The following is a 24,405-nucleotide window of genomic DNA, read 5'->3' as shown; positions in this document are numbered from 1 at the left end:
ATTGCTAAATGTACTCCGAACCTTCATAATAGATTTTTAAAAGAATCTTTCCCCTAGGTTCAGAATACTAAAAAATAAACCCCTACAACATTAGAAGTTTAGGCAATATGGGTTTAAACATTAAATCTAAAAAGCATCACATCACCATCGGCAACTACATACTCTTTACCTTCTTGACGCATTTTGCCCGCTTCTTTAGCTGCTTTTTCTGATTTAAGTTCAGCAAAGTCATTATACGCTATAGTCTCTGCGCGGATAAAGCCTCTTTCGAAGTCGGTGTGGATTACTCCTGCAGCCTGAGGAGCTTTAGTTCCTTTTCTAATAGTCCAAGCTCTAGCTTCTTTTGGCCCTACAGTGAAATAGGTAATTAAGCCCAATTCTTTATAAGCAGAGTTAATCAAGCGATCTAGTCCAGCACTTGTTAATCCAAGTTCTTCTAGAAACATCTCTTTTTCTTCCGCATCTAGTTCAGCAATTTCTGCTTCAATTTTAGCACAAAACATTACCACTTCGTCATCATGCTGAGCTGCAATTTTTTTAACCGTCTCAACATAATCATTCCCAGAATCCAATTCTGTTTCACCAACATTGCAAGCATAAAGCACCTGCTTAGATGACAATAGCATAAGGTCTTTGTATGCTTCTTTTTCATCTTCGTTTGCTTCAAACAATCGTGCTGAGTTTCCATTTTCTAAATGCTCGCGTAATCGTTCAGCTACCGCTAATTGCGCTTTAAAGGCTTTATCACCGCTTTTAGATTGCTTCTTTAACGTATCTACACGCTTTTCAACACTCTCTAGATCTTTTAAAATCAGCTCTTCTTCGATGATTGCAATATCACGTTCTGGATCTACTCCACCTTCAACATGAATGATGTCATCATCATCAAAACAACGAACTACGTGAATGATTAAATCCACTTCACGAATGTGAGATAAAAAGGCATTTCCCTTTCCTTTTCCTTCTGCTGCTCCTTTTACCAAGCCAGCGATATCAACAAACTCTATGGTTGCAGGAATTACACTAGCTGATTGAGCTAGGTTGGCAAGATTTGTTAATCTCTCATCAGGTACAGAAACCAAACCTACATTCGGATCGATTGTACAAAATGGGAAATTGGCAGACTCAGCGCCTGCGTTACTTAATGCATTAAATAATGTTGATTTACCCACATTTGGTAAACCTACGATGCCACACTTTAAACTCATAGTTGTTCAGAAATTGAAGATATTATAAAATTGATGATCTATTTATTCACGGAATGGTCGATCAGACCTCGGCCTTTTTTAGATATTTTGCCTTCCCTATTTAATTCCTCTAAGGATGCATCTAAAATACCATTAACAAATCTGCTAGATTTGGCCGTCGAAAATTTCTTAACGATTTCAATAGCCTCGTTAATGGTTACTTTGGTTGGTATTTCTTCGAAATTCAAAAATTCACAAAGCGACATACGTAGCACGAGCGTATCGATGAGTGCTAATCGTTCAATGTCCCAGTTTTTGATATGTTTTTTGATGATTTCGTCAAGCTCGTTCTCAGATTCGAGCGTGGTAAAAAATAGTTTCTCAGCAAAACGACGTGCTTCTTTCTCACCGCCTGCTTGCTCTTTGATGATAGTGTCTGTGATATACTGTACGCTATCGCCACTTTGCTTATATGCGTATAGCGCTTGTAGAACAGTTTCTCTTACGTGTCTGCGGTTGATCATGCCAAATAACTTAAAATTGGCTGCAAAGATACGCAATCAAAAAGAATAATGATTGAAGGATTGCAAGAAACTTATCTATATTTGGCACTTTCTTAAAAATGCGTCCGTAGCTCAGTTGGTTAGAGTATCACATTGACATTGTGGGGGTCGCTGGTTCGAATCCAGCCGGACGCACTCCCTCCACAACTTGCCCTACTCCTTTTAGACCTCAACCCTTGGCTGAATCACTTTTTTTTTAAACCTAAATTCGAAAAGTACTCCATTTTCACTTCGAATTTCTGTTTCAGCATGAAGCTGTTTACCCAAGGTTCTGATTAACGTCATACCTAGTGATTTCCGCTTCTTCTCTTCTTCATTCGAAGGCAACCCAATTCCATTATCACGAATTGAATAGACCAAGTCCTCTCCAACTTTCTTAAAACTCACCCAAATTTGACCTTCGTTCTTACCTTGAAATGCGTGCTTATAACTATTGGTCAAAATTTCATTTAAAAGTAGTCCACATGGTATAGCTTGGGTGATCTCCAATTCAACCTCATCTAAATCAAAGGCGATATCGATCGGGACAGTACGATTCATTAGTGATAATGAAATAACCTTACTTAATTCACGTAAGTAGTTCTGAATAGATACTTGAGAGAAATCTTCACTTTGATACAACAGCTCATGCACCATTGCAATTGAGTTCACTCTCATCTGACTGTCTTTAAGCACCGTTTGAGCACTTGAATTATCTACCGTAAGCGATTGTAATTCTAACAAGCCTGTAATTACTGCCAAGTTATTTTTTACTCTATGATGGATCTCAGCAAGTAATACTTCTTTCTCCCGAAGATTTCGCTTTAGTTTTTCCTCAGCATCTTTCCGATCGGTTATATCTACATAGATACCATAAACGGCTATTACTCTATTATCTACTATTACAGGAACAGCACATACAATTACATCGATAATAGAGCCATCTTTAGTCTTTCGTTTTCCAGTGTATACCTTTGCCGTTTTGCTGTTAGATAACTCTGTGGCATCATCGATCCCATCATCAGGCACAATGAGCTTATCTAATTCCAGTCCTTTAATTTCCTCTTCCTTATACCCAAAAATATTCGCAAAGCTATCATTAATGCGATCAATTTCATGGTGGTTATTCAGTAATGCTATACCAATTGGACTAGAATGAAATAGATTGCTAAATAAACTTTCTCGATGTTTTAAAACTTCATGAGAGAGCAGCCGTTCAGAGATATCCCGTTCCACTACAATCAATACCTCTTCATCTAAAAACGAACCCGCATTTATAAGAACTTCTGTTGGGAATACCTCTCCATTCTTTTTCTTACCCCATCCTTCATACTTGATGGATTCACCTTTTTGGGCTCTAATTAAATACTTTCGAACTTTTTCCTCTGAAAACTTACCCCCTGCACCTAGGAAACGAATATCCTGGCCAAGCATCTCCGACCTAGAATACCCAAACACTTCCTCCGTTCCGGTATTAGCATCGATGATAGTACCTTCGAAATTCAGCAAATAAATAGCGTCGCTAATAGAATTATAGAGATCACGAAAACTTCCCATGGTCTGCTCATATTTCCGCAGAGCTGCCCGCACAACCGTCACATCCTTGATCACTGAATAAATGGAAGAAATTTTTCCATTTTTGTCGTGTAAATAGGAGTTATACCATTCACATTCGACGATATCCCCATGCTTATTGCGATTCCTTAATCGAATAGTTCTAGTGTTTCGATTCGAATAGGTTGAATCCTTTTCTATACTTTTAACCAGTAATTCGAAATCTGGTTTAAGAATATCCTTGAGTACGTATTGATTGTGGAGTATTTCTTCTTGAGTGTACCCAAATAGTTCGGATGATTTTTTAGACCAACGTAGTATCTTGAGGCTCATATCCCATTCTAACTCGGCAAGTGGGAAATCATGAAACCCTATTGGGTACGAGAAAGGCACTTTATTTACTTCCTTTTCTCGGATGATATCAGTGATATCATGAGCAACCACAACTTTAGCGGGTTGGCCCAAATGCTTGATTAGATGCGATGAATACTGAAAATAAAGTAACTGCTTATCTTTAGTTTTAATCTCCCAGGTTTCATTTGAAATAATTGTGCTATCCTCTACTTGATCTTCAGTTAGAACAATTTGCTTTCCCAGTAGCGTAAGTGGACGTCCCACTAATTCTTTTAAATTGTACCCTAATTTAGATACTGCAGCTTCATTTGCACACAATATCTTTAGTGTTAATTGGTCGCAAACAAACATTGGTTGCGACTCAAAAAAAGATATACCCATTATGTCCAGTTAATTTAGTGCTGTGAATATGCATTATCTTCATTATTTAATCCAATTTTACTTTTGAATATGTAACAATTTTCTTCGCCCCAATGCATATTATTCCTATCTTAGAAGCCTAATTAAAGCAGTTATAAATCATTATAAATGTCTGAACAACATATTACTATCACCCTTCCCGACCAATCAAAGCGTGAATACCCAAAAGGTACCACGGGGTATCAAATTGCAGAATCTATATCGTCAGGACTAGCGAGAGCCGCACTTAGCATTACCGTTAATGGCGATATTATTGATCTAGATCATGTTATTAATGAAGACGCAACGATCGCTATCAATACATGGGATACGGAAGATGGTAAATATACTTTCTGGCATTCTTCAGCACATATTTTAGCTGAAGCCATTCAAGAACTTTATCCGGAAGCAAAGTTTGGCATTGGTCCTCCTATCGAAAGTGGGTTCTACTACGATATTGATTTTGGTGACAAGAGTATCACTCAAGATGATCTAGCTCAAATTGAAAAGAAATTTATTGAACTAGCTAGAAATAAAAATACGTTCGACCGAAGAGAAATTACGCAGCAAGAAGCTCTAGAATTCTACAAAGATAAAGGCAATGAGTATAAGGTTGACTTGATTGAAGGTTTAGAAGACGGGTCAATTACTTTCTATACTCAAGGTTCATTTACTGATTTATGTAGAGGTCCTCACATCCCTAATACGGGCATTGTGAAAGCCATTAAGCTAACTAGTTTAGCCGGTGCTTATTGGAGAGGCGATAATAACAGCAAGCAGCTAACTCGTATTTACGGGATTTCTTTCCCTAAACAAAAGATGTTAGAAGAACACCTAGCCATGGTTGAAGAGGCTAAGAAGCGCGACCATAGAAAACTAGGGAAAGAGCTTGGCATCTATATGATCGATAAGATGATTGGTAGTGGTTTGCCCGTTTGGTTACCAAAAGGAACAAGACTACGCCGAACTCTAGAACAATTTCTAAGAGACGAACAATTCGAGCGTGGTTATCAAGAAGTAATCACCCCACATATTGGAAGTTTAGAGCTTTATAAAACTTCAGGGCATTACCCGTATTACAAAGACTCTCAATACGATCCTATTGAAGTAGATGACGAAGAGTACATGTTGAAGCCGATGAACTGTCCTCACCATCACCGTATTTATTCGAATGAAATGCGTAGTTATAGAGACCTACCGCTACGTTTAGCTGAGTTTGGCACGGTATACCGCTATGAGCAGTCGGGTGAATTAAGTGGCTTATCCCGTGTAAGAGGTTTCACTCAAGATGATGCTCATATTTACTGTACTCACGATCAATTGAAGCAAGAAATTAAACACACCATTGACCTAACCAATTACGTGTTCGACACATTTGGTATGCCTGTCGACATTCGTCTTTCTTTCCGTGATGAAAATGACGAAAAATACGGTGGAGAAATGGAATACTGGGAACGCGCACAAAGTGAGATTCAAGAAGTTGCCGATGAAATGGGATTAGATTATACCATTGCTCCAGGCGAAGCTAGTTTCTACGGACCTAAAATTGATTTTATAATTCGAGATGCTATTGGCCGTAAATGGCAACTAGGTACCGTTCAAGTAGATTATGTAATGCCAGAACGATTCGATCTTACTTATGTGGGATCTGATAATGACAAGCATCGCCCGGTTATTATACACCGTGCTCCATTTGGATCAATGGAAAGATTCACGAGTATCTTGATTGAACATTTTGCTGGAAACTTCCCATTATGGCTCTCTCCGGAACAAATTCGTGTGCTTCCAATATCAGATGATCAGAACGAATATGCACAGAAATGTGTAGAAGCTTTTAAAGAAAAAGGTGTTCGAATAACCCTTGATGACCGTAGCGAGCAGATTGGCGGTAAGATTAGAGATGCCGAAACTGACAAAGTGCCGTACATGCTTATAGTAGGTGCTAAGGAACAAGAAGCTGGCACGGTTTCTGTACGAAGACATCGTAAAGGAGATATTGGAACTTTCACTTTTTCTGATTTTCTTTCTGATACGTTGAAAGAGATTGAACAAAAAAGACTTCCTGAAGATTAACTAAACCGAAGAGGATAATATCGCAAGACGACCAATGGGCAGGCCAGAACCTGCTGATAAGACCAGAATTAATGAGAACATCAGAGCCGCGCAGGTACGAGTAATAAAACCTGACAATGGCCATGAAGTAACCACAACAGATCGAGCACTTAAGCTTGCTGAATCGTACAACCTTGATCTTGTGGAAGTTGCACCGGATGCGAATCCACCTGTATGCAAGATCATTGATTACGGTAAGTATATGTACGAGAAAAAGAAGAAGGAAAAAGAAGCTAAGAAAAAGCAACATACCGTAACGGTAAAAGAGCTTCGCTTCCGCCCTAACACCGATGATCATGATTTAGAGTTCAAGACTCGTCATGCCAAAGAATTTCTTGAAAGTGGTGATAAGGTAAAAGCAACTGTGCAATTCCGTGGCCGTGATATGCTATACACCGAGAAGGGTGAACTGCTTCTATTACAACTTGCTAAAAGCTTGGAAGACATCGCTAAAATTGAGGCAAAGCCGAATATGGAAGGCCGCCGAATGATTATGATGTTGACCCCAAAATAAAGACACCTTACGTATTGATATGACGGACTATTCTGTCTATCTTTGTAGTCTTTAAATTTTCACAAAGCAGGTGTAGTAACAATGCCAAAAATGAAAAGTAATAGTGGTGCTAAGAAGCGCTTTAAGGTTACCGGTTCTGGTAAAATTAAGCGTAAGAAAGCTTTTAAGCGCCATATTCTTACTAAGAAAAGCAGTAAAACTAAGAGAAAGCTCGGCGAATCTACCATCGTGACTGATGCGGATACACCAAAAGTAAAAGAGCTTATTCCTTACAAATTTTAATCCTAAAATCTATACAAAATGCCACGTTCATCAAACTTAGTGGCTTCCCGTCGCCGTCGCAAAAAGATTCTGAATCAAGCGAAAGGTTACTGGGGCAAGCGTAAGAATGTATACACGATAGCGAAAAATGCGGTAGAGAAAGGTCTACAGTACCAATACCGTGATCGCAAAAACCGTAAACGTACATTCCGCAGATTATGGATCGTTCGAATCAATGCTGCTGCTAGAATTAACGGAATCTCATACTCTCGACTCATGCACGCCATGAAAGAGAAAGACATGCAGATTAACCGTAAAGTTCTTGCAGATCTAGCGGTTCACGATGCCGACGCGTTTGCTGCCATTGTGAAGGAAGCTACAGCTTAATTGCAATCTTGCTTATTATAAAGCCGGTAAATCTTATAAATTAGGTTTACCGGTTTTTTTATTTTCAGACCTAGCTAATAATCTCGAATCCCAAATAAATTTTATGCTTGAACAAGTAAAAGCATTAATAGATGAAATCAATTCTTTCTCGGTAACCAACTCCGATGAATTAGAAAATTTCAGACTCACTTTCCTCTCAAAAAATGGAAAAGTGCAATCGCTCTTCAAAATGATGGGTAAAGTGCCAAAAGAAGAGAAAGCTGCTTTTGGTAAAGCCATGAACGATGCAAAGAACATCGCTCAAGCTCGCTTTGACGCTCTTAAATCAGAATTTGAATCGTCAACCACTAGCGCCAAAACTGCACTCGATGATATTACGCTTACCGCCCCTACTCTGCCTATAGGATCTTTGCATCCACTCACGCAGACGCTAGAGGACATGAAAAAGATTTTTTACCGTTTGGGATTCACCATTGCAGATGGGCCTGAAATTGAAGATGACTTTCATAACTTCACCGCACTTAACTTCCCTCCTAACCATCCTGCAAGAGATGAACAGGACACCTTTTTTATTAGGAAGTCGGACGACCCAGATGTTGATGACCTAGTACTTCGAACACACACTTCACCAGTTCAGATTAGACTCATGGAGAAACAAGCTCCTCCTATCCGAGCTATTATGCCAGGACGTGTATATAGGAATGAAGCAGTAAGTGCTAAATCCTATTTCTTATTCCACCAAGTTGAAGCCTTGTATGTTGATAAGAATGTGAGTGTAGCCGACCTCAAAGAAACTTTAATTACTTTTGTTAAACTTATGTACGGCAGTGATGTAAAGTATCGCTTACGCCCTGGGTTTTTCCCTTTTACTGAACCAAGTTTAGAGATGGATGTTTGGTGGGAAAGCAATGGTAAAGGAAAATGGCTAGAGATATTAGGTTCTGGTATGGTAGACCCGAATGTATTCAAAGCATCTGGAATAGACCCTGAAGTTTACACTGGTTTTGCATGGGGAATGGGCGTTGAACGCATCGCTATACTCAAACATGGCATCGATGATATTCGCTCATTTTATGAAAATGACATCCGCTTCTTAGAACAGTTCAATTAATAAAGACTCGATTACGATTTAATGAAAATATCTTATAACTGGCTTCAAGAATTTATTGACTTAGACATTAGCCCAGATGAATTAGCTGACAAGCTTACTCTTATTGGCTTAGAAGTTGAAGGGATCGAAGAATACGGCAGTATGCTAGATGGTGTTGTAGTTGGGCTTGTTACTTCAACGGTTCAACACCCGAATGCGGATCGTTTAAAAGTATGCCAAGTAGATTTAGGTGATGAGACCGTACAAATTGTATGCGGTGCAAAGAATGTAGCGGAAGGGCAAAAAGTGCCTGTTGCAAAAGTAGGCTCTACCCTTCCTATTAAATTAGATGATGGTAGCAACCTAACTTTAAGAAAAGCCAAGCTTCGTGGTGAAGATTCATACGGAATGATTTGTGCGGAAGACGAACTTGGTTTAGGTACCGATCATGCTGGTATCATGGTATTAAATGAGGATCTCGAAGTTGGAACACCAATAAACGAGATATTTGACCTCTATCAAGACACAGTAATAGAAATTGCAATTACACCCAACCGCCCTGATGCAACGGGACATTTAGGAGTTGCAAGAGATATTGCGGCAGCTTTAAACCTTGAGCTCGTAAAACCTTCTGTAAATGATAGCAAAGTATCTACAAACTCACCTTCATACACTATAAAAGTAGAAAGTGACAAGTGCCATAGATACGCAGCCAAGTTAATTCAAGGCGTGACTATTGAAGACTCTCCAAAGTGGCTACAAGACAAACTACAAGCCGTAGGTGTTCGTCCAGTGAACAATGTGGTAGACATCACGAACTATGTGATGCTAGAATTGGGTCAACCACTACATGCCTTCGATTTTGCTGAAATCAGCAATAAAGAGATTATTGTTAAAGAGTTCGATGAAGAGATTGAATTTGAAACACTCGACCATGTGAAAAGAAAGTGTGCAGCGGGCACCCTCTTTATTTGTGACGGAAGTGGTCCTATTGCCATTGCTGGCGTAATGGGTGGTGTGAACTCAGAAGTAAGTGAAAACACCACTGATATCTTAATTGAAAGTGCTTATTTCGATCCGGGCTCTGTACGAAAAACTTCAAAGCTTCAGCAGCTGCAAACAGATGCTTCCTATCGCTTTGAGCGTGGCATCGATCCTCAATTACAGGCTTTTGCAGCTCAAAGAGCGGCCGATTTGATATTAGAAGTATGTGGAGGTACTGCTGAAAAGGAACTAGTAGATATCCACCCAATTAAAACAGAACCTAAAGAAATCACGCTCAGAAAGGAATACGTTAATAGGCTTCTTGGTACTTCATTAGAGGTAAATGAAATCTTAGATATCGTTAACGGCCTTGAATTAGAAGTACTAAACAGCAACGAAGATACAGCGACTTTTAGAATTCCTACTTTCCGCCCTGATTTAGAGCGCGAAGTGGATTTAATTGAAGAAGTAGGTCGATTATTCGATTACAACAAAATTGAATCCCCAGGACATGGTATTTATGTATCTACCGAGCCATTAACAGATTGGGAGTTATTAGTTTCAAAAGTTAAATCAATCGGAGTTTCATTAGGACTTAGAGAGATTTACACGAATTCTCTTATTTCAGAAAAAGAGGCCATGAATTTTGTGGGTGAAGATGAAATTATAGTTTCATTGAATCCTTTGAATCGTGATATGAGCACGATGAGACCAACTTTAAAGCATGGATTTTTACGCTCAGCTGAATTCAATTTTAATAGAAGCGCATCGAATATTCGATTTTTTGAAGTAGGAAATGTATTCCTTAATTCAGAAAACGCTTCTTACCACGATGGTATCAATGAGCAAACTCATGTGTTATTAGGGCTATCAGGTTTTAGGCATCGAGAACATTGGACAGGAAAAGCAGAACCATATAGTATCTTTGATCTCAAAGCTCTGGTAGATGCGTTCTTCACCAAATTAGGATTAGCTTCGTCTATCAAGATAAAGAGAGTTGATGACCAAACATTAAGTTACCAATATAAAAAGCGTGAGCTTGGTAGAGTTAATGTATTAGATAAGAAACTTCGTGATGCTTATGATGTTAAGCATGAGGTATATATTGGTGAATTTAGTTTAAATGCTATCACTGATGCATTGAGCACCATTAAAGAATCTACCTTTACCCCTATTCCAAAATTCCCTAGTTTCGACTTTGATGTTGCCTTTGTTGTGGATACAGACACACCTGCAGATAGCATGATGGGTGACATCAAAAATAACGCAGGAAACACCCTTAAGAGCATTGATATTTTTGATGTGTTTGAAGGTGAATCTATAGGGAAAGGAAAGAAAAGTATTGCCTTCAGGCTGAATTTCATTGATCCTAACAAAACCTTGAATATCAAAGAAGTAGAACCTATTATTCAACGTATAGTTAAATCAATGGAAAAGAAATTTTCTGCTAAACTTAGATCATAGGTTTAAAATTGCATGAATCAACTTGGTAAACAAAGCGAACGATTTAGGGAGCTACTAGAATCTATTAGTGAAGAGGTTGCAGGGTTGAAGAACGAGGTGAAAGAACTGAAGCGTGAGAATGCAAAGTTAAGATCCAAGTTAGTTGAAGCCCAGGATAAACAAACCGATATCTTTTCTGCTATTAATGAATCTGAAAGATTGGCTATGCGACAGCATATCAATGGACTTATCCAGAAAATCGATCATCACCTAAGTTCTGAGTCATGAAATCTATTAAAGTCACCATTTTAGGCAAGCAGTACCCGCTTAAAGTTGAAGACAGCGAAGAAGAAAACATGATTCGAATCTGTAATTATGTTGATGAGCGCTTCAAAAAGTATAGAGAACAATTAGTAAAACAACCTGAATCAACAGTGATGTCGTTAGCCGCTCTGAGTATTGCCGAGGAGCTTTTCGAAGCTAGAAGTAATACTTCTGAATTAGAGAAAAACGAACATCACATGATGGAGAGAGTGAATAAAAGTCTTGAACGTTTATTAGAAAGCATCAAAGACGAGTAATATTATAAATAGAAGGAAATTATTGTGGCTGAAACTATCAGCATCTTGTTTGTAGGAGACATTGTTGGCTCTCCAGGACTTAGTTTAGTAGAAACCGTTTTACCCAGTATAATTAAGAGATACGATGCAGACTTTGTTATAGCGAATGGAGAGAATTCGCATGAAGGTCATGGCATCAACGACTCTATTATTAAAAGCTTACATAAAACGGGTGTACATGTTATAACCGGAGGCGATCATTCATTCGATAAATGGAAAGTCTTCAATTACATGCGAGAGAATAACACCATCCTTCGCCCTCTCAATTATCCAAAAGGAAATGTAGGTTTTGGTTACGGAGTATATACTATCCCAAACACTTCCTTGAAGATTGGTGTATTGAACTTACAGGGTCGAACCTTCATGAAGCCAATTGACGATCCTTTTAGTGCCGCCGATTGGGCGCTTTCGAAGATTAGTGAAGAAACGAACATCATTTTTGTAGATATGCATGCGGAAGCAACTGCAGAAAAAATATCACTAGCTTGGCATATTGATGGAAGAGCTTCTGTGATGGTGGGAACACATACCCACATCCCTACCGGAGATGCACGAATATTTCCAAAAGGCTTAGGATATCAAACTGATGCTGGAATGACGGGATCATTTAATTCTTCTATAGGCATGGACAAGAAAGTGGCCATTAAGCGGTTCATGACAGGTGTTCACCAAAAATACCAAGCAGCAAATGGCGATAATCATTTATGTGGAGTATTTGCGAAAGTGAATACAGAAACGGGTAAATGCGTTCATATCGAACAAGTGACTTACCCTGAGTTTAATTCAAGCGAAGAATAAGATGTCGAACTCAATACTTCTATCTGCCAAAGGCATCCATAAGAGTTTCGAAGATGAAAACGGTGGAGCTCCTTTAGAAGTACTTCGAGGTGTTGATATTGATGTACCAGAAGCAACAATCACTTCCATCGTAGGCTCTAGTGGAAGTGGAAAAAGCACCCTACTCCATATAGTTGGTGGGCTAGACAAACCTGATTCTGGCTCGGTACTTTGGGGCAATACAGATATTAGTTCATTGAAGAATAATGAGCTCGCTACCTTTAGAAACAAGAACATTGGCTTCGTATTTCAATTTCATCACTTGCTACCTGAGTTCACAGCAATAGAAAATATTGCCATGCCAGCTCTCATATCCGGCAAATCGATAGAAGAGGCAACTGAACGTGCATTGAAGCTCATGGAGCGATTTGGAGTGGCCGAACGACGGAATCATCGCCCTACTCAACTCTCGGGTGGAGAACAACAAAGAGTATCTATGGCTCGGGCCTTGATGAATGAGCCTAAACTGATATTAGCTGATGAGCCCACTGGTAATTTAGATGATGCCAACACTCAGATTATCTTAGATATGTTGTTTGAGTTACGTGATCGTGATGGGGTTTCGGTACTATTGATTACCCATGAAAAAAGCATCGCCCAGCGATCCGATATACTACTCGAAATAAAAAGCGGTACTATCTCTTAATTCCATTTTGGATATACCATAAAAGCCTTATTTTTGAAAATTGAAGCAAAAAATTAACTAGAATAAAATCATGACTAAGAATTTCACAAAAGAAGAGTTGGAACACGATCCGTTACTTGATAAATACACGCAAGCGGTTGGTTACTACAATCAGAATAAAACGACTATTCTATCTGTTCTAATCTCATTTGTAGCCATTATTGGTATCTACATTGGCTATAACTATTACTCAGGCAATCAAGAAGCTGAGGCTCAAAACTATCTTGCTACAGCTGAAAAGAGTTACTCTGAAGGTGATTACGCAACTGCATTAAATGGTGACGAGTACACACTAGCTTTTGGTTTTATTCAAATAGCTGACGACTATGCTGGCACTAACGCAGGCAACTTAGCAACATACTATGCTGCTGTATCTCACTTCAAGCTAGATAACTACCAAGATGCCTTAGCATACATCAATGAGTATGAGCATTCAAAAGGTATTATGGGTGTTGGATCAAAATCATTCCACGCTACCCTTTTAGAACTCAATGGCGACTTAGAAGCTGCAGCAAAGAAATTCGAAGAAGCTGCTAACTGGGATGTAAACAACTCAACTACTCCTTTTAATCTTCTGAAAGCTGCTGAAGTTTATATTGAACTAGGTAATGAAGATAAAGCTAGCTCGCTTTTAACAACCATTACTGAAGAGTATCCTCAAAGTGCTGAAGCTACTACAAGTATTAAGCTTCAAGGGTCTTTAGCTGTTAATTAAGCTGAAACTTTTAGTTTTTATGTATTGAATTAAAAGCCTCCTAATTGGAGGCTTTTTTTATGCCCTTCAATCAGGTCAGTTGCTTTGGTGGTACATGCTGATGACGTCCGTAAAACTTAGCTCATCTAATAGATCCTCATGATCAAGCTCGGTGAGATATGATTTGGGTACACCGCTGGTATATAAACCAATAACTCCCGCAAAATTGATTTCGTCTAAGTAATCTAACTCCTCTAAGTGAGCGATATAATCTGATTCCACCCCATTTGAATACATAGCTATCAGTTGGGCAAAGCTTAAGTCTTCTAGATAATCAATTTCTTCTAATTCGCTCATATACTGCGTAGGAACCCCATTCGAATATAATCCTATTATGGCTGTAGGTGAATGAACGTCTAGGTAATCTAGGTCAGATAATTCCGACAAATATGCAATGGGTACACCATTGGTATATAGTGCTGTGACTTCAGTTGCACTTACTTCACTAAGGTAATCGAGATCTTGAAGTCCTTCTAAATAGGCTTGAGGAATTTGGCTAGAATAAAAGGATTGAAGGTTAGCAGCACTAAAATCAAATTCCTCAAATAAAGGCTCAAGACTTTGGCTGTATGTTTCAAAATTTTGATCAAAGTCTTGAGAAGGAATGATTGGTAATTCAGTTCTATCAGATGTTCTTGCTTGAGCCCGTTCCGAGATTCGGGCTTCAACATTACTAGCAATGTTATCTGCAACCTTAGCCGTGGTATTGAACGGATTGAGATCTAAATACCATAATGCAGCTCCAATACAAAAGATGGTGAGCACCCATCGGTTTCTCTTTTGAATTTGATCTTCACTCAGTGAAAATTCCTTAGTCGGATTTTGATAGTCGTTTTTATCCGTATTCTCCTCATTGATTGACTCAAAATCATCCTCACCTCTACTCAAATCGTTGGTAAGTTTAGTTCGATTTTGTCTTGATCTACTCATCTATTCTATAACCCTCATATAATAGTTCTACCAAATGTACTAAAAGACCTACTATTTTTTATTCTTTTCTTCTATCCATTTCGACAAATACTTATAGGCCCCTGCTGTATGGTGATGCAAAATCTGACCTAAAAAATTTCTATCTCTATGACGTTTCAGGTTCTGTTTTAGTTTGTCCAAGCTTGAACTAAGTGTTTGATAGTGAACATCTTTATCGAAATTAGCCTTCAAAATAGAATTGGACAGTGCACTTTTATTGTTCCATAGTGGTTCATCCGCGTATAATTCAACAGCTTTATCAACGAATAGATCGATTTCGTCTTCAATAAACCCTGGCCATTGCTGCCCTTCTACAATCATCCCTTCAGCCCCTATAGTACTTGTAACAGAAGGCGTGCTACACAACATTGCATCAAACAACTTTCCTTTTAGTCCAGCACCGAATCTAAGAGGTGCTAACATGACTCTTGAATCATGTATGACCTCCAATGCTGAATCTGCTCTACCTTTAATTAAAAACCCTTGCTTTGGATTATGAAGTTGTTCCACTTTTGGGGAGGTATATGCTCCAAAAACCGACAACTTTGCCCATGGTAATTTTGCTCGAATTGCTGGCCAAATCGTTTCTTTTAAATAACGAACTGCATCCCAATTTGGGGGGTGCAAAAAGTTACCTATGCTTATAAAATCACTTCTCTCACTATACGATTTAAATGAATTAAAACCTTGTTGTTCAGTTGAATACAAAAACGGTACATACACTAATAATGAACTATAAACATGGAACACATCCTTTAAAATGTTGATTTCATATTTAGAAATCATAAGGGTTAAATCACATCTAAGAATACTAGCAATCTCCCTTTTTGCCTTTTCATTATAGAGGGACTGACTATCAAAATCCTCATTAGCTTTTAATGCTTGTTCACGCGCAAACCGCAAACAATGTAAATCTTCAGTATCCAATAGTCTGATAGCCTCAGGTAAATGTTCAGCAACCCTCCACCCGAATTGTTCTTCCGTCATAAACCGATCGAACAACACATAGGTTGGGTTCAGCTTTACAAGAAATGAATCAAAAGAAGAATCATTAAGCTTAATGGAGTATGTAGTGATGTTTAATGCTGGTAAATCCTCTGAAAACTCCATATTTGAAGCAGAACACGCAAAGAACACCTTTACTCCTTGCTCCTGAAAGAACTCGATTAATTGCATCATTCGTGTGCCAGCGGCCGATGATTTAGGCTCGGGCCAAACAGAGCCAAGAATTAAAATACTTTGTGGTGACGGCATATATACCCGTTAAGAATTGAAACGCTGTAATGATAAGAACTCAACGGGTAAACTACTGCTACCACCTATCACAAGATCAGCTATTATCTCACCAACTACGGGTATGAACTTAAACCCATGCCCACTAAACCCAGAAGCAATCACAAACTTTTCATTTGAATTGGGAATAATATCCAATACAAAGTGCCCATCTTTTGAGTAGGTATAAAAACATTCAGATACTGATTTTATTTGATTTATATAATTACCCATGTATTTATTAACTATATACTCAATTTTATTTAATTCTTTATCTGATATAATTCTTTTATCATCATGTTGTTCAACGGTTTCACCATTTACATGATGTGCGATCTTAATTAGCTTTTCACCTTTCTTAAACGGCGAATTTAATAAGGGAAAACCATAGAAGAGTCCATCGTAATTTTCATCAGTTATCACCCAGCACGGCAGATCACTAATTTCTGAGTCAGGTCTATCTGAGCTAGCCCAACAAAGCGTTTGTTGTGTAACTTCAAACTTTGAAGCAGGAATTTCTAATAATTCGTTTATGTATGCTCCAGCTGTAAACACCACCTTTTTTGCTTTGTAAACCCCCTTATTGGTAATCACATCACATACACCCTTCGATTCTGTTACCTCTTCTACTTTCTCATGATTAAGGATATTCGCACCCTTTAACTTTGCGGCTTCTACATAAGCTTGTATAGCTTCAATCGTGAAAACATAGCCCGCATTGCCCTCTAAAAATGATGTGTAGTGAGCTGGGGTATCTATTAGTCGCTCAAAATCACCTGGAATATCACCAAGTGGTATATTGTATTGGGTAGCAGCATCCCGAACCCCTCTTATGATTTCGTTTTCGGGATCTCCGAAATATGCGATTCCGGTAGGATAGTACAATTGCTTGCCCGTTATAGCCTCTAAATGATCCCATCCTTCATAGGCCCTGTTTAATAATGGGATATAGTCGGTATGTTCGAAATATGCCTTCCGAACCAACCTGCTCTGCCCTGAATGAGACCCTTTGCTGTTTCCAATACCGAACTGCTCAATCCCTAACACCTCCAGTCCCCTTGAGGCTAAATGGTAAATGGATGAAGAACCCATCGAGCCTAATCCAATTACAATCACGTCATATATCTTTTTCATAGGAGTCCATAAATTTTTACAACATCAATCAACACTATCTCCTTTTCGTGGTTTACTTCAAGCTTATTTAATCGTAATATTGCAATGTAATTATCATCTATAAATTTTCAACGGTAGAATGGCCTCCAAAAAACTAAATTTTTTAGACTCTTACCTAACTGTATGGATTTTCTTAGCCATGTTTGTAGGAGTTGGAATCGGATATTTCTTCCCCGACTTCCCAAATACAATTAACAATTATTCAAGCGGTTCAACTAATATCCCAATTGCAATCGGGCTGATATTGATGATGTATCCACCATTAGCTAAAGTGGATTATGCATTGTTGCCCAAAGTGTTCCGTAATGTTAAGATATTGTCCATTTCGTTATTCCTGAATTGGATAGTAGGCCCCATTTTAATGTTTTCATTGGCTGTTATATTCTTAAACGACCAGCCTGAATACATGATAGGCTTAATACTAATTGGCCTTGCACGGTGTATTGCCATGGTTCTAGTCTGGAATGATTTAGCTGAAGGAAGTAGTGAATATGGTGCCGGCCTGGTTGCACTGAATAGCATCTTTCAGGTATTCGCATACAGTTTTTATGCGTGGATATTCATAACCATTCTTCCACCCTATTTTGGTTTCGAAGGCGCTATCGTCGATATATCCATAATTACCATCGCTGAAAGTGTAGCTATTTATCTGGGTATTCCTTTTGCCTTAGGCGCTTTAAGTAGAATAGTATTAGTTAGAATGAAAGGTCGTGAGTGGTATGAAAACCAATTCTTACCACGCATATCGCCCTTAACGCTTATCGCACTCCTATTTACCATTGTGGTAATGTTCTCTCTGAAGGGTGAGATGATCATTCAGATTCCTATGGATGTTGTTGAAATTGCCATCCCACTGCTTATTTACTTCACAGTTATGTACCTAATCGGGTTTTTTGTTAGCAAAGCCTTAGGAGCTGAATATGATAAGAACGCCGCGATTTCATTCACTGCTGCTGGTAATAACTTTGAATTAGCCATTGCTGTAGCTATTGCCGTGTTCGGTTTGAACTCGGGCCAAGCATTTACTGGAGTAATAGGTCCACTTGTTGAAGTACCCGCCCTAATTCTACTTGTAAGAGTTTCATTCTGGTTAAAAGACAAATACTACCAAAACAAAGCTTCAGTAGCTTAGAAGTAAAATATCACCACATTACTTACTTGATACAAAAAAGGCTTCCATGTGGAAGCCTTTTTTATTGAAATGTAATGCTTGTTACATATTTCGGCGATATTGACCACCTACTTCATACAATGCATGGGATATTTGACCCAATGAAGCCACTTTAACAGTCTCCATTAGTTCTTCGAAGAGATTACCGTTGTTCCTAGCCACTTCTTTTAATCGTTCGATAGCTGCAGGACTTCTATCCTCATTGCGTTTCCAGAATGCTTCGAGGTTATCAATCTGTTGCTTTTTCTCCTCTTCCGTAGAACGGATCAACTCGATTGGCTTTTGCTCCTCTTCCACACCTTCTTTCAAGAATGTGTTCACACCGATAATAGGAAGCTCACCGGTATGCTTCTTCGTTTCGTAATAGAGGCTTTCATCCTGAATCTTGCCACGCTGATACATACTCTCCATAGCACCGAGTACGCCACCACGTTCCGTGATTCTATCGAATTCAGCCAAAATAGCTTCTTCCACTAAATCAGTAAGTTCGTTAATAAAGTACGAACCTTGATTTATGTTTTCGTTTTTAGCCGTTCCCATTTCTTTATTAATGATCATCTGAATGGCTAATGCTCTACGTACTGACTCCTCAGTTGGTGTGGTAATTGCTTCATCATAAGCATTGGTATGCAATGAGTTACAATTATCATAAATCGCTAATAATGCCTGTAGTGTTGTACGGATATCGTTAAACTGAATTTCTTGAGCATGCAATGAACGTCCACTAGTTTGAATATGATATTTCAGCTTTTGCGAACGGTCGTTGGCTTCATATCTATTCTTCATAGCAACGGCCCATATCCTACGAGCAACACGACCAATTACGGCGTATTCAGGATCTAAACCATTACTGAAGAAGAATGACAGGTTATGCGCGAAGTCATCAACGCTTAAACCACGTGCTAAATAGTATTCTACGTAGGTAAAGCCGTTTGCGAGTGTAAGTGCAGCCTGCGTTACAGGATTGGCGCCCGCTTCAGCAATATGATATCCAGAGATTGAAACGGAGTAGTAATTCCTCACCTTGTGTTCTGTGAAATACTCCTGAATATCACCCATCATTTTAAGCGCAAACTCAGTAGAGAAAATACAGGTATTTTGAGCTTGATCTTCCTTAAGAATATCCGCCTGAACAGTTCCTCTAACTACACTTAGAGTTTGAGCTTTAATCTTATTATACACCTCACTGATCACTAACTCATCTCCTGTAACTCCAAGTAGCCCAAGACCAAACATGTCATTACCAGCAGGAATATCATTCGAGTATTTAGGAACAGGCACTCCAATTTCTTGGTATTTCTTTTCGATCTTTTTAAGTGCTTCTTCCCACTTCCCTTCGGCTTTCAAGTAGCGCTCTATTTCTTGATCGATAGCTGTATTCATAAACATTGCTAAGATCATTGGAGCCGGACCATTGATGGTCATCGAAACAGAAGTAGTCGGCTTTGTTAATTCGAATCCAGAATACAGTTTCTTCATGTCATCGAGTGTACAGATGCTTACCCCAGAATTACCAATCTTTCCATAGATATCAGGACGGTATCCAGGATCTTCACCATACAGAGTCACCGAATCAAAAGCCGTTGATAATCGCGCGGCTTCTAAACCTTCACTTACAAAATGGAATCGTTTGTTGGTTCTTTCTGGAGTTCCCTCACCCGCAAACATTCGTGTGGGGTCTTCTCCTTCCCTTTTGAATGGAAACACACCTGCTGTGTAAGGGAAGTAGCCTGGTAAGTTTTCTTTTAGAGCGAACTTGAGACGATCACCAGCACTTTTAGTATCTGGAAGGGCTACTCTTGGGATTTTCAATCCACTTAAGCTTTCACGATACAATTGATTTTTAATCACTCGATCACGGATTTGAACATCAAAAGTCTCTTGCTTGTAACGATTATACAGTTCGTCCCAACCATCAAGAATCTTTTTCGGAGTTGAGTCTAATTCAGAAATCCAATGTTCTTCCATCTTGGTGAGGTCGTTCTCTAGAACCTCTTTATTATCAGGTTTCCAGCTCTTTAGTTGATCTAAAGTCCCTCTTACCTGATCTAATTTCGTTGCGATCTCCGCTTGTTGTTCAGACCATTCATGATAGCCTCTAACAGTTTCTGAAATCTCAGATAGATATCTAACTCTTTTTCCTGGGATGATAGCTTGTGCTTGAATATTCTCGGCTGGAGTAGGATCAGTATAGATTTTTGGTGCCCATTCAAACGAATACTTCGCATTGATCTTTTCAACTATTGCAGCAAATAGGTTATTTACTCCTTGATCGTTGAATTGAGCAGCAATTGTTGGGTAAACTGGCATTTCTTCAGGTTTTGCATGCCATTCTCCCCTATTTCGAATCATTTGCTTTCTAATATCACGAATAGCATCTAATGATCCCTTCTTCTCAAATTTGTTTAGTACTACGATATCGGCTAAATCCAGCATGTTAATTTTTTCAAGCTGAGTTGCTGCACCGTATTCTGAGGTCATTACATAAATCGGAATATCTGCAATATCAACGATTTCTGTACCGCTTTGACCAATACCACTCGTTTCAACAATGATTAAATCGAACCCCGCTTGCTTATACAGCTCTATAGCCCCGTTAAGCGCTGCACTTGTACTCCGATTAGATGCACGGGTGGCTAAACTTCGCATATAAACACGTTCAGTGTCTATACTATTCATCCGGATTCTATCGCCTAATAAAGCCCCACCTGTCTTAATTTTAGAAGGATCCACAGAGATAATACCGATGTTCATCTCCTCAAATTCTGTTAAAAACCTTAGAACGATTTCATCTGTCAATGAACTTTTACCAGCACCACCTGTTCCTGTAATACCTAACACAGGGATTGTCTTTGCAGCTTCGGATGCTAGTTCTGTACCGTCAGCTAATATGAGTTGACCATCTTTAAAAGATAGAACCTCTTCATTCTCATTTTCTAAGGCTGTAATAGCCCTTGCAAGCGCGCCTGGATCTTTTTCTACAGCTTTACTTAAGTCTACATTTTTTAAGCTTACAGGGTCATAATCACATTCGTGAATCATGTAGTTAATCATTCCCTGAAGCCCCATATCACTTCCATCGTCTACAGAGAATATTCTAGAAACGCCTGCTGCATGTAAATCGTCAATTTCATCCTGAACAATTACACCACCTCCACCACCAAATACTTTGATGTGGCCCGCACCTTGTTCATTGAGGAGTTCAATCATGTACTTAAAGTACTCAACGTGACCACCTTGATAAGAACTGATGGCAATCCCTTGCACGTCTTCTTGAATTGCACAGTTTACAATTTCATGAACAGATCTGTTATGCCCCAAATGTATAACCTCAACACCAGAGCTTTGCAAAATGCGACGCATGATATTAATACTGGCATCATGCCCATCAAATAAACTTGCAGCGGTTACAAAGCGCACTTTATTTGTGGGCTTATGTGGTTCTGTTAAACTAAATGGATACTTATCGTCTTTAGAATCGTTCACAGATTTTTCGGTTTGTACTGACATACTTTACTTTAAATTATCTTTTATGGAAGCGATTCCACAAAATAGTGAAATCTTAGGGTAGATGTAATTTTTCTGAAGCTTAATCCTATTTATCCGTCACTACCCGGCTTTTCTTTATACACAATGGTTCGGTGTGGATATGGAATTTCTACCCCTTCTTTGTCGAATCGTTTTTTTATGCTTTCTAGGAGTTCAGTTCCCATCACAAAAGCTTTGGATGGCTCCTCGGCCCAAGCCCATGCTCGTAGGTTAACCGATGATTCTCCCATCGACATAACCCTTACCGGCACTAGTGGGTCTTCATTAGCTAACTGCTCAGGTGTTCGCCCATCAATGAAGTTTGGATGAGCTTGCACTTCCTCTTGCATGATTTTTCTAGCTAGATCTATATCAGAGTCATAGCTAATAGACATATCAATCCATTTTATAATCTTACTGTCAGCGTAGTTAGAATTAATAACTACTTCGTTACTGATTACAGAGTTAGGAATGATAATGCGCTTATTTTCATAATTACGAATTACCGTGTGGCGAAGGTTGATATCTTCAATTACCCCCATTAAATCTGTTTTTACCTGAATACGATCGCCAATTTTATAAGGCTTAAATATTACAATGAAGATTCCACCAACAATATTTGAGAGGGCTTGTTGAGCCGCAAAACCAATGGCAATAGCTAAAAGCCCAGCACTGGCAAACATCGACTTAGCTAAAAAACGAAGCGATGGAATTACATATATCGCTAAACCTATCCCAACAATGTATATAAGTACATTTATACCTCTTTTTAAGAACTTCAAATTGGTAAGGTTTGAATCCCCTACTTCCTCTGATTTCTTAATAGCCATTCTAAACAATCGAGTTGAAAGCATTGCTCCAAGTACAGTAACCAAAAATATGGCACCTATACTCAATAGGAGTGTATAATTGTCGAGAATGAGTTGTTTAATTTCTTCTATCATCTAAAATCTATGCTTACATCTGAGGTAAAACCTTTTTGTACATTTAAGGAGTTTTGAATGTAAAAAGGCTCAGGTTTAATAAAGGGATCAACAGAACCTGCATCCCAAATCCCGTTTCCATTTTGATCTGCAAAAACAACGAGTGTATAACTGATGGGAGGCAAATTATCCAAGAATAAGGTAGATGTTGTTGAAGTATCGACATCTACTAAGTTAGTTTCATCGAATAACAACACTCGAAATGACTCACTACTATCAGCTGATTCAATATTTAATTCCACGCTACCAAAATCTACCACATCCCATATATCAATGCTTATCAATTGTCGCCTTTGAGTCCCAGGGTTCCAAACTAAAAACTTGTAATCTACCCCTTCAAGCCAATTCTCTTGTGGAGGAATGGTTAATTTATTATCGAGTATAGAAACATTGGGCCAGTTTTTGAAATCCACTTCCCCTTCCACTATAACCGTTGAATCGGTCACCATTGGGTCGGTTATAGGCTTTGTATATTCTATTACTAATGGCTGATTAGGATATAAGCCGTTTTCACCATTGAATGTGATAATATCTTGCCTAACGGTATCTGCTTGGTTTGAACCCATGAATGGATCTAAATCCGCTATAGCTTCATTACCCGAAAGGTCCATAATACCTTCAACTTGAATATTATAAACCTCATCTGCATTTAAGTTATTTCTAGCATAAGCAAAAGCGATATAGGCCTCGTCTTGGGGAATATACAGTGGGAATGCCGTGGTATATGTTTGTCCAAGAGTGTCTAATACTTGAATATTGGTTGAAGGAGTAAATCGCACTTCTTCACTAAATCGTAAGCGTAGTCTGTTTGTAGATAGCAGGCCTACACCTTGCAATTCAGGACGAGTTGTATCAGCATCAACCCAATAGGCTACATCTAATGTATCGGTAGCGCCTTTTTCTAATTCCAAGAACTCGATATTAAATGGAAGTGCCTTTTCTCTACCTCGATCCCAAGTTCGGTTTATATTTCTGTCATCCACCATAATGGCTTTGTAGGTACCTTCGCGTAAATAACCAAAATTAAATACACCACCCGTATCAGTTTCAGCTATATAGGTCGCTGCGTTGTTTAAGTCTACTGGGCTTCTATACAATAGAACCTTTTGACCTGCTCTTGCCTTACCATCTTCGGCATTCTTTATTTGCCCATATACCCTTCCATCATCAATGTCATCTCCCGTTGAAATGGCCAACTGAATGGGGGCTCCCATTTTATTATTCCTCATATCGGTGGTATTGGCACCAACGGTCAAAATAATGGTAGTGGAATCAGGAAAAGCTTCTTTAAACTCGACGGTAGCTCGTTTACGCTTCCAATTTACCTCGTACTCAATGCCTAAATCAGGTTCTATCGACAGCTCTTTTTCAAACGTACTTCGATTTACAAACTCTGAAAAATGGAACTCAAATTTTTGGTCGGTATAATTAATCGTACCTGTTTCTGGTACAGTTTTCTCTATCTTAGGTCCTTCTTTGTCGGGTGGTCCACCTGTAGGCCGAGTAGGCGTTGCGCAAGAAAGTATAAGTGCTACAAACAGTAACACGTTTATGTGATATATCCGTCTCAAAGATTTAACGTACTA

At 38.8% G+C, this 24,405-nt stretch carries 21 protein-coding genes and 1 tRNA gene; 13 read left to right on the top strand and 9 right to left on the bottom strand.

Annotated elements, in window-relative coordinates; genetic code table 11:
* Positions 1–113 precede the first annotated feature (113 nt).
* Positions 114–1,208: a redox-regulated ATPase YchF gene (gene ychF / locus B155_RS0100980; protein WP_018126361.1), complete on the bottom strand. Its 1,095-nt coding sequence runs from the start codon at positions 1,206–1,208 to the stop codon at positions 114–116.
* Between the two features lie 38 nt (positions 1,209–1,246).
* A complete protein-coding gene (nusB, locus tag B155_RS0100975) occupies positions 1,247–1,711 on the bottom strand; it encodes a transcription antitermination factor NusB (protein WP_026167123.1) in 465 nt (154 codons plus the stop codon).
* Between the two features lie 100 nt (positions 1,712–1,811).
* Between nusB and B155_RS0100970 the strand changes: the two genes are divergently transcribed.
* A tRNA-Val gene (locus tag B155_RS0100970) sits at positions 1,812–1,885 on the top strand.
* 27 nt (positions 1,886–1,912) lie between these two features.
* On the opposite strand, the gene B155_RS0100965 is transcribed toward B155_RS0100970, so the two are convergent.
* Positions 1,913–4,018, bottom strand: a complete 2,106-nt coding sequence (locus B155_RS0100965) for a PAS domain S-box protein (RefSeq protein WP_018126359.1) — start codon at positions 4,016–4,018, stop codon at positions 1,913–1,915.
* A gap of 147 nt (positions 4,019–4,165) precedes the next feature.
* Between B155_RS0100965 and thrS the strand changes: the two genes are divergently transcribed.
* From thrS to B155_RS0100910, 11 genes are all read left to right on the top strand, one after another.
* Positions 4,166–6,109, top strand: a complete 1,944-nt coding sequence (thrS, locus tag B155_RS0100960; RefSeq protein ID WP_018126358.1) for a threonine--tRNA ligase — start codon at positions 4,166–4,168, stop codon at positions 6,107–6,109.
* A gap of 34 nt (positions 6,110–6,143) precedes the next feature.
* Positions 6,144–6,662, top strand: coding sequence for a translation initiation factor IF-3 (gene infC / locus B155_RS0100955; RefSeq protein ID WP_018126357.1), 519 nt, complete (start codon positions 6,144–6,146; stop codon positions 6,660–6,662).
* An 81-nt stretch (positions 6,663–6,743) separates the two neighbouring features.
* Positions 6,744–6,944 carry a 50S ribosomal protein L35 gene (gene rpmI, locus B155_RS0100950; protein WP_018126356.1) on the top strand — a complete coding sequence of 67 codons (201 nt, stop codon included), beginning with the start codon at positions 6,744–6,746 and terminating at the stop codon, positions 6,942–6,944.
* 18 nt (positions 6,945–6,962) lie between these two features.
* The gene (rplT, locus tag B155_RS0100945) at positions 6,963–7,310 is read left to right on the top strand and encodes a 50S ribosomal protein L20 (RefSeq protein ID WP_018126355.1); all 348 of its coding nucleotides are present in this window, start codon (positions 6,963–6,965) and stop codon (positions 7,308–7,310) included.
* 103 nt (positions 7,311–7,413) lie between these two features.
* Complete coding sequence (pheS, locus tag B155_RS0100940; protein WP_018126354.1) at positions 7,414–8,421, top strand: phenylalanine--tRNA ligase subunit alpha; 1,008 nt, start codon at positions 7,414–7,416, stop codon at positions 8,419–8,421.
* Positions 8,422–8,442: 21 nt separating this feature from the next.
* A complete protein-coding gene (gene pheT, locus B155_RS0100935; RefSeq protein WP_018126353.1) occupies positions 8,443–10,848 on the top strand; it encodes a phenylalanine--tRNA ligase subunit beta in 2,406 nt (801 codons plus the stop codon).
* Positions 10,849–10,860: 12 nt separating this feature from the next.
* Positions 10,861–11,115, top strand: coding sequence for a hypothetical protein (locus B155_RS0100930; protein ID WP_018126352.1), 255 nt, complete (start codon positions 10,861–10,863; stop codon positions 11,113–11,115).
* Entirely contained in the window at positions 11,112–11,408 is a 297-nt protein-coding gene (locus tag B155_RS0100925) for a cell division protein ZapA (RefSeq protein WP_018126351.1), read from the top strand. The genes B155_RS0100930 and B155_RS0100925 overlap by 4 nt, the downstream gene beginning before the upstream one ends.
* Before the next feature lie 24 nt (positions 11,409–11,432).
* The gene (locus B155_RS0100920; RefSeq protein WP_018126350.1) at positions 11,433–12,245 is read left to right on the top strand and encodes a TIGR00282 family metallophosphoesterase; all 813 of its coding nucleotides are present in this window, start codon (positions 11,433–11,435) and stop codon (positions 12,243–12,245) included.
* 1 nt (position 12,246) lies between these two features.
* The gene (locus B155_RS0100915; RefSeq protein ID WP_018126349.1) at positions 12,247–12,930 is read left to right on the top strand and encodes an ABC transporter ATP-binding protein; all 684 of its coding nucleotides are present in this window, start codon (positions 12,247–12,249) and stop codon (positions 12,928–12,930) included.
* Positions 12,931–13,000: 70 nt separating this feature from the next.
* The gene (locus B155_RS0100910; protein WP_018126348.1) at positions 13,001–13,684 is read left to right on the top strand and encodes a tetratricopeptide repeat protein; all 684 of its coding nucleotides are present in this window, start codon (positions 13,001–13,003) and stop codon (positions 13,682–13,684) included.
* A 75-nt stretch (positions 13,685–13,759) separates the two neighbouring features.
* Here B155_RS0100910 and B155_RS0100905 read toward each other — a convergent pair whose 3' ends face one another.
* The 3 genes from B155_RS0100905 to solA are packed head-to-tail and all read right to left on the bottom strand — an operon-like array spanning position 13,760 to position 17,098.
* Positions 13,760–14,653 carry a hypothetical protein gene (locus tag B155_RS0100905; protein ID WP_018126347.1) on the bottom strand — a complete coding sequence of 298 codons (894 nt, stop codon included), beginning with the start codon at positions 14,651–14,653 and terminating at the stop codon, positions 13,760–13,762.
* 51 nt (positions 14,654–14,704) lie between these two features.
* Positions 14,705–15,946 carry a glycosyltransferase gene (locus B155_RS0100900; RefSeq protein ID WP_018126346.1) on the bottom strand — a complete coding sequence of 414 codons (1,242 nt, stop codon included), beginning with the start codon at positions 15,944–15,946 and terminating at the stop codon, positions 14,705–14,707.
* Between the two features lie 9 nt (positions 15,947–15,955).
* Entirely contained in the window at positions 15,956–17,098 is a 1,143-nt protein-coding gene (solA, locus tag B155_RS0100895; RefSeq protein ID WP_018126345.1) for an N-methyl-L-tryptophan oxidase, read from the bottom strand.
* Positions 17,099–17,216: 118 nt separating this feature from the next.
* Between solA and arsB the strand changes: the two genes are divergently transcribed.
* Positions 17,217–18,269, top strand: coding sequence for an ACR3 family arsenite efflux transporter (gene arsB, locus B155_RS0100890; protein ID WP_018126344.1), 1,053 nt, complete (start codon positions 17,217–17,219; stop codon positions 18,267–18,269).
* Between the two features lie 81 nt (positions 18,270–18,350).
* Here the strand turns inward: arsB and B155_RS0100885 are convergent, their stop codons facing one another.
* From B155_RS0100885 to B155_RS0100875, 3 genes are all read right to left on the bottom strand, one after another.
* The gene (locus tag B155_RS0100885; RefSeq protein ID WP_018126343.1) at positions 18,351–21,818 is read right to left on the bottom strand and encodes a methylmalonyl-CoA mutase family protein; all 3,468 of its coding nucleotides are present in this window, start codon (positions 21,816–21,818) and stop codon (positions 18,351–18,353) included.
* 89 nt (positions 21,819–21,907) lie between these two features.
* Complete coding sequence (locus tag B155_RS0100880; RefSeq protein WP_018126342.1) at positions 21,908–22,780, bottom strand: mechanosensitive ion channel family protein; 873 nt, start codon at positions 22,778–22,780, stop codon at positions 21,908–21,910.
* Positions 22,777–24,390, bottom strand: a complete 1,614-nt coding sequence (locus B155_RS0100875; protein WP_083902091.1) for an Ig-like domain-containing domain — start codon at positions 24,388–24,390, stop codon at positions 22,777–22,779. Before B155_RS0100875 ends, B155_RS0100880 begins: the two co-directional genes overlap by 4 nt.
* Between the last annotated feature and the right edge of the window lie 15 nt (positions 24,391–24,405).

The organism is Balneola vulgaris DSM 17893, from assembly GCF_000375465.1.
Taxonomy (GTDB): Bacteria; Bacteroidota; Rhodothermia; order Balneolales; family Balneolaceae; genus Balneola; species Balneola vulgaris.
Note: the sequence above shows the minus strand (reverse complement) of the source record. Positions and strands in the feature narration are given on the sequence as shown.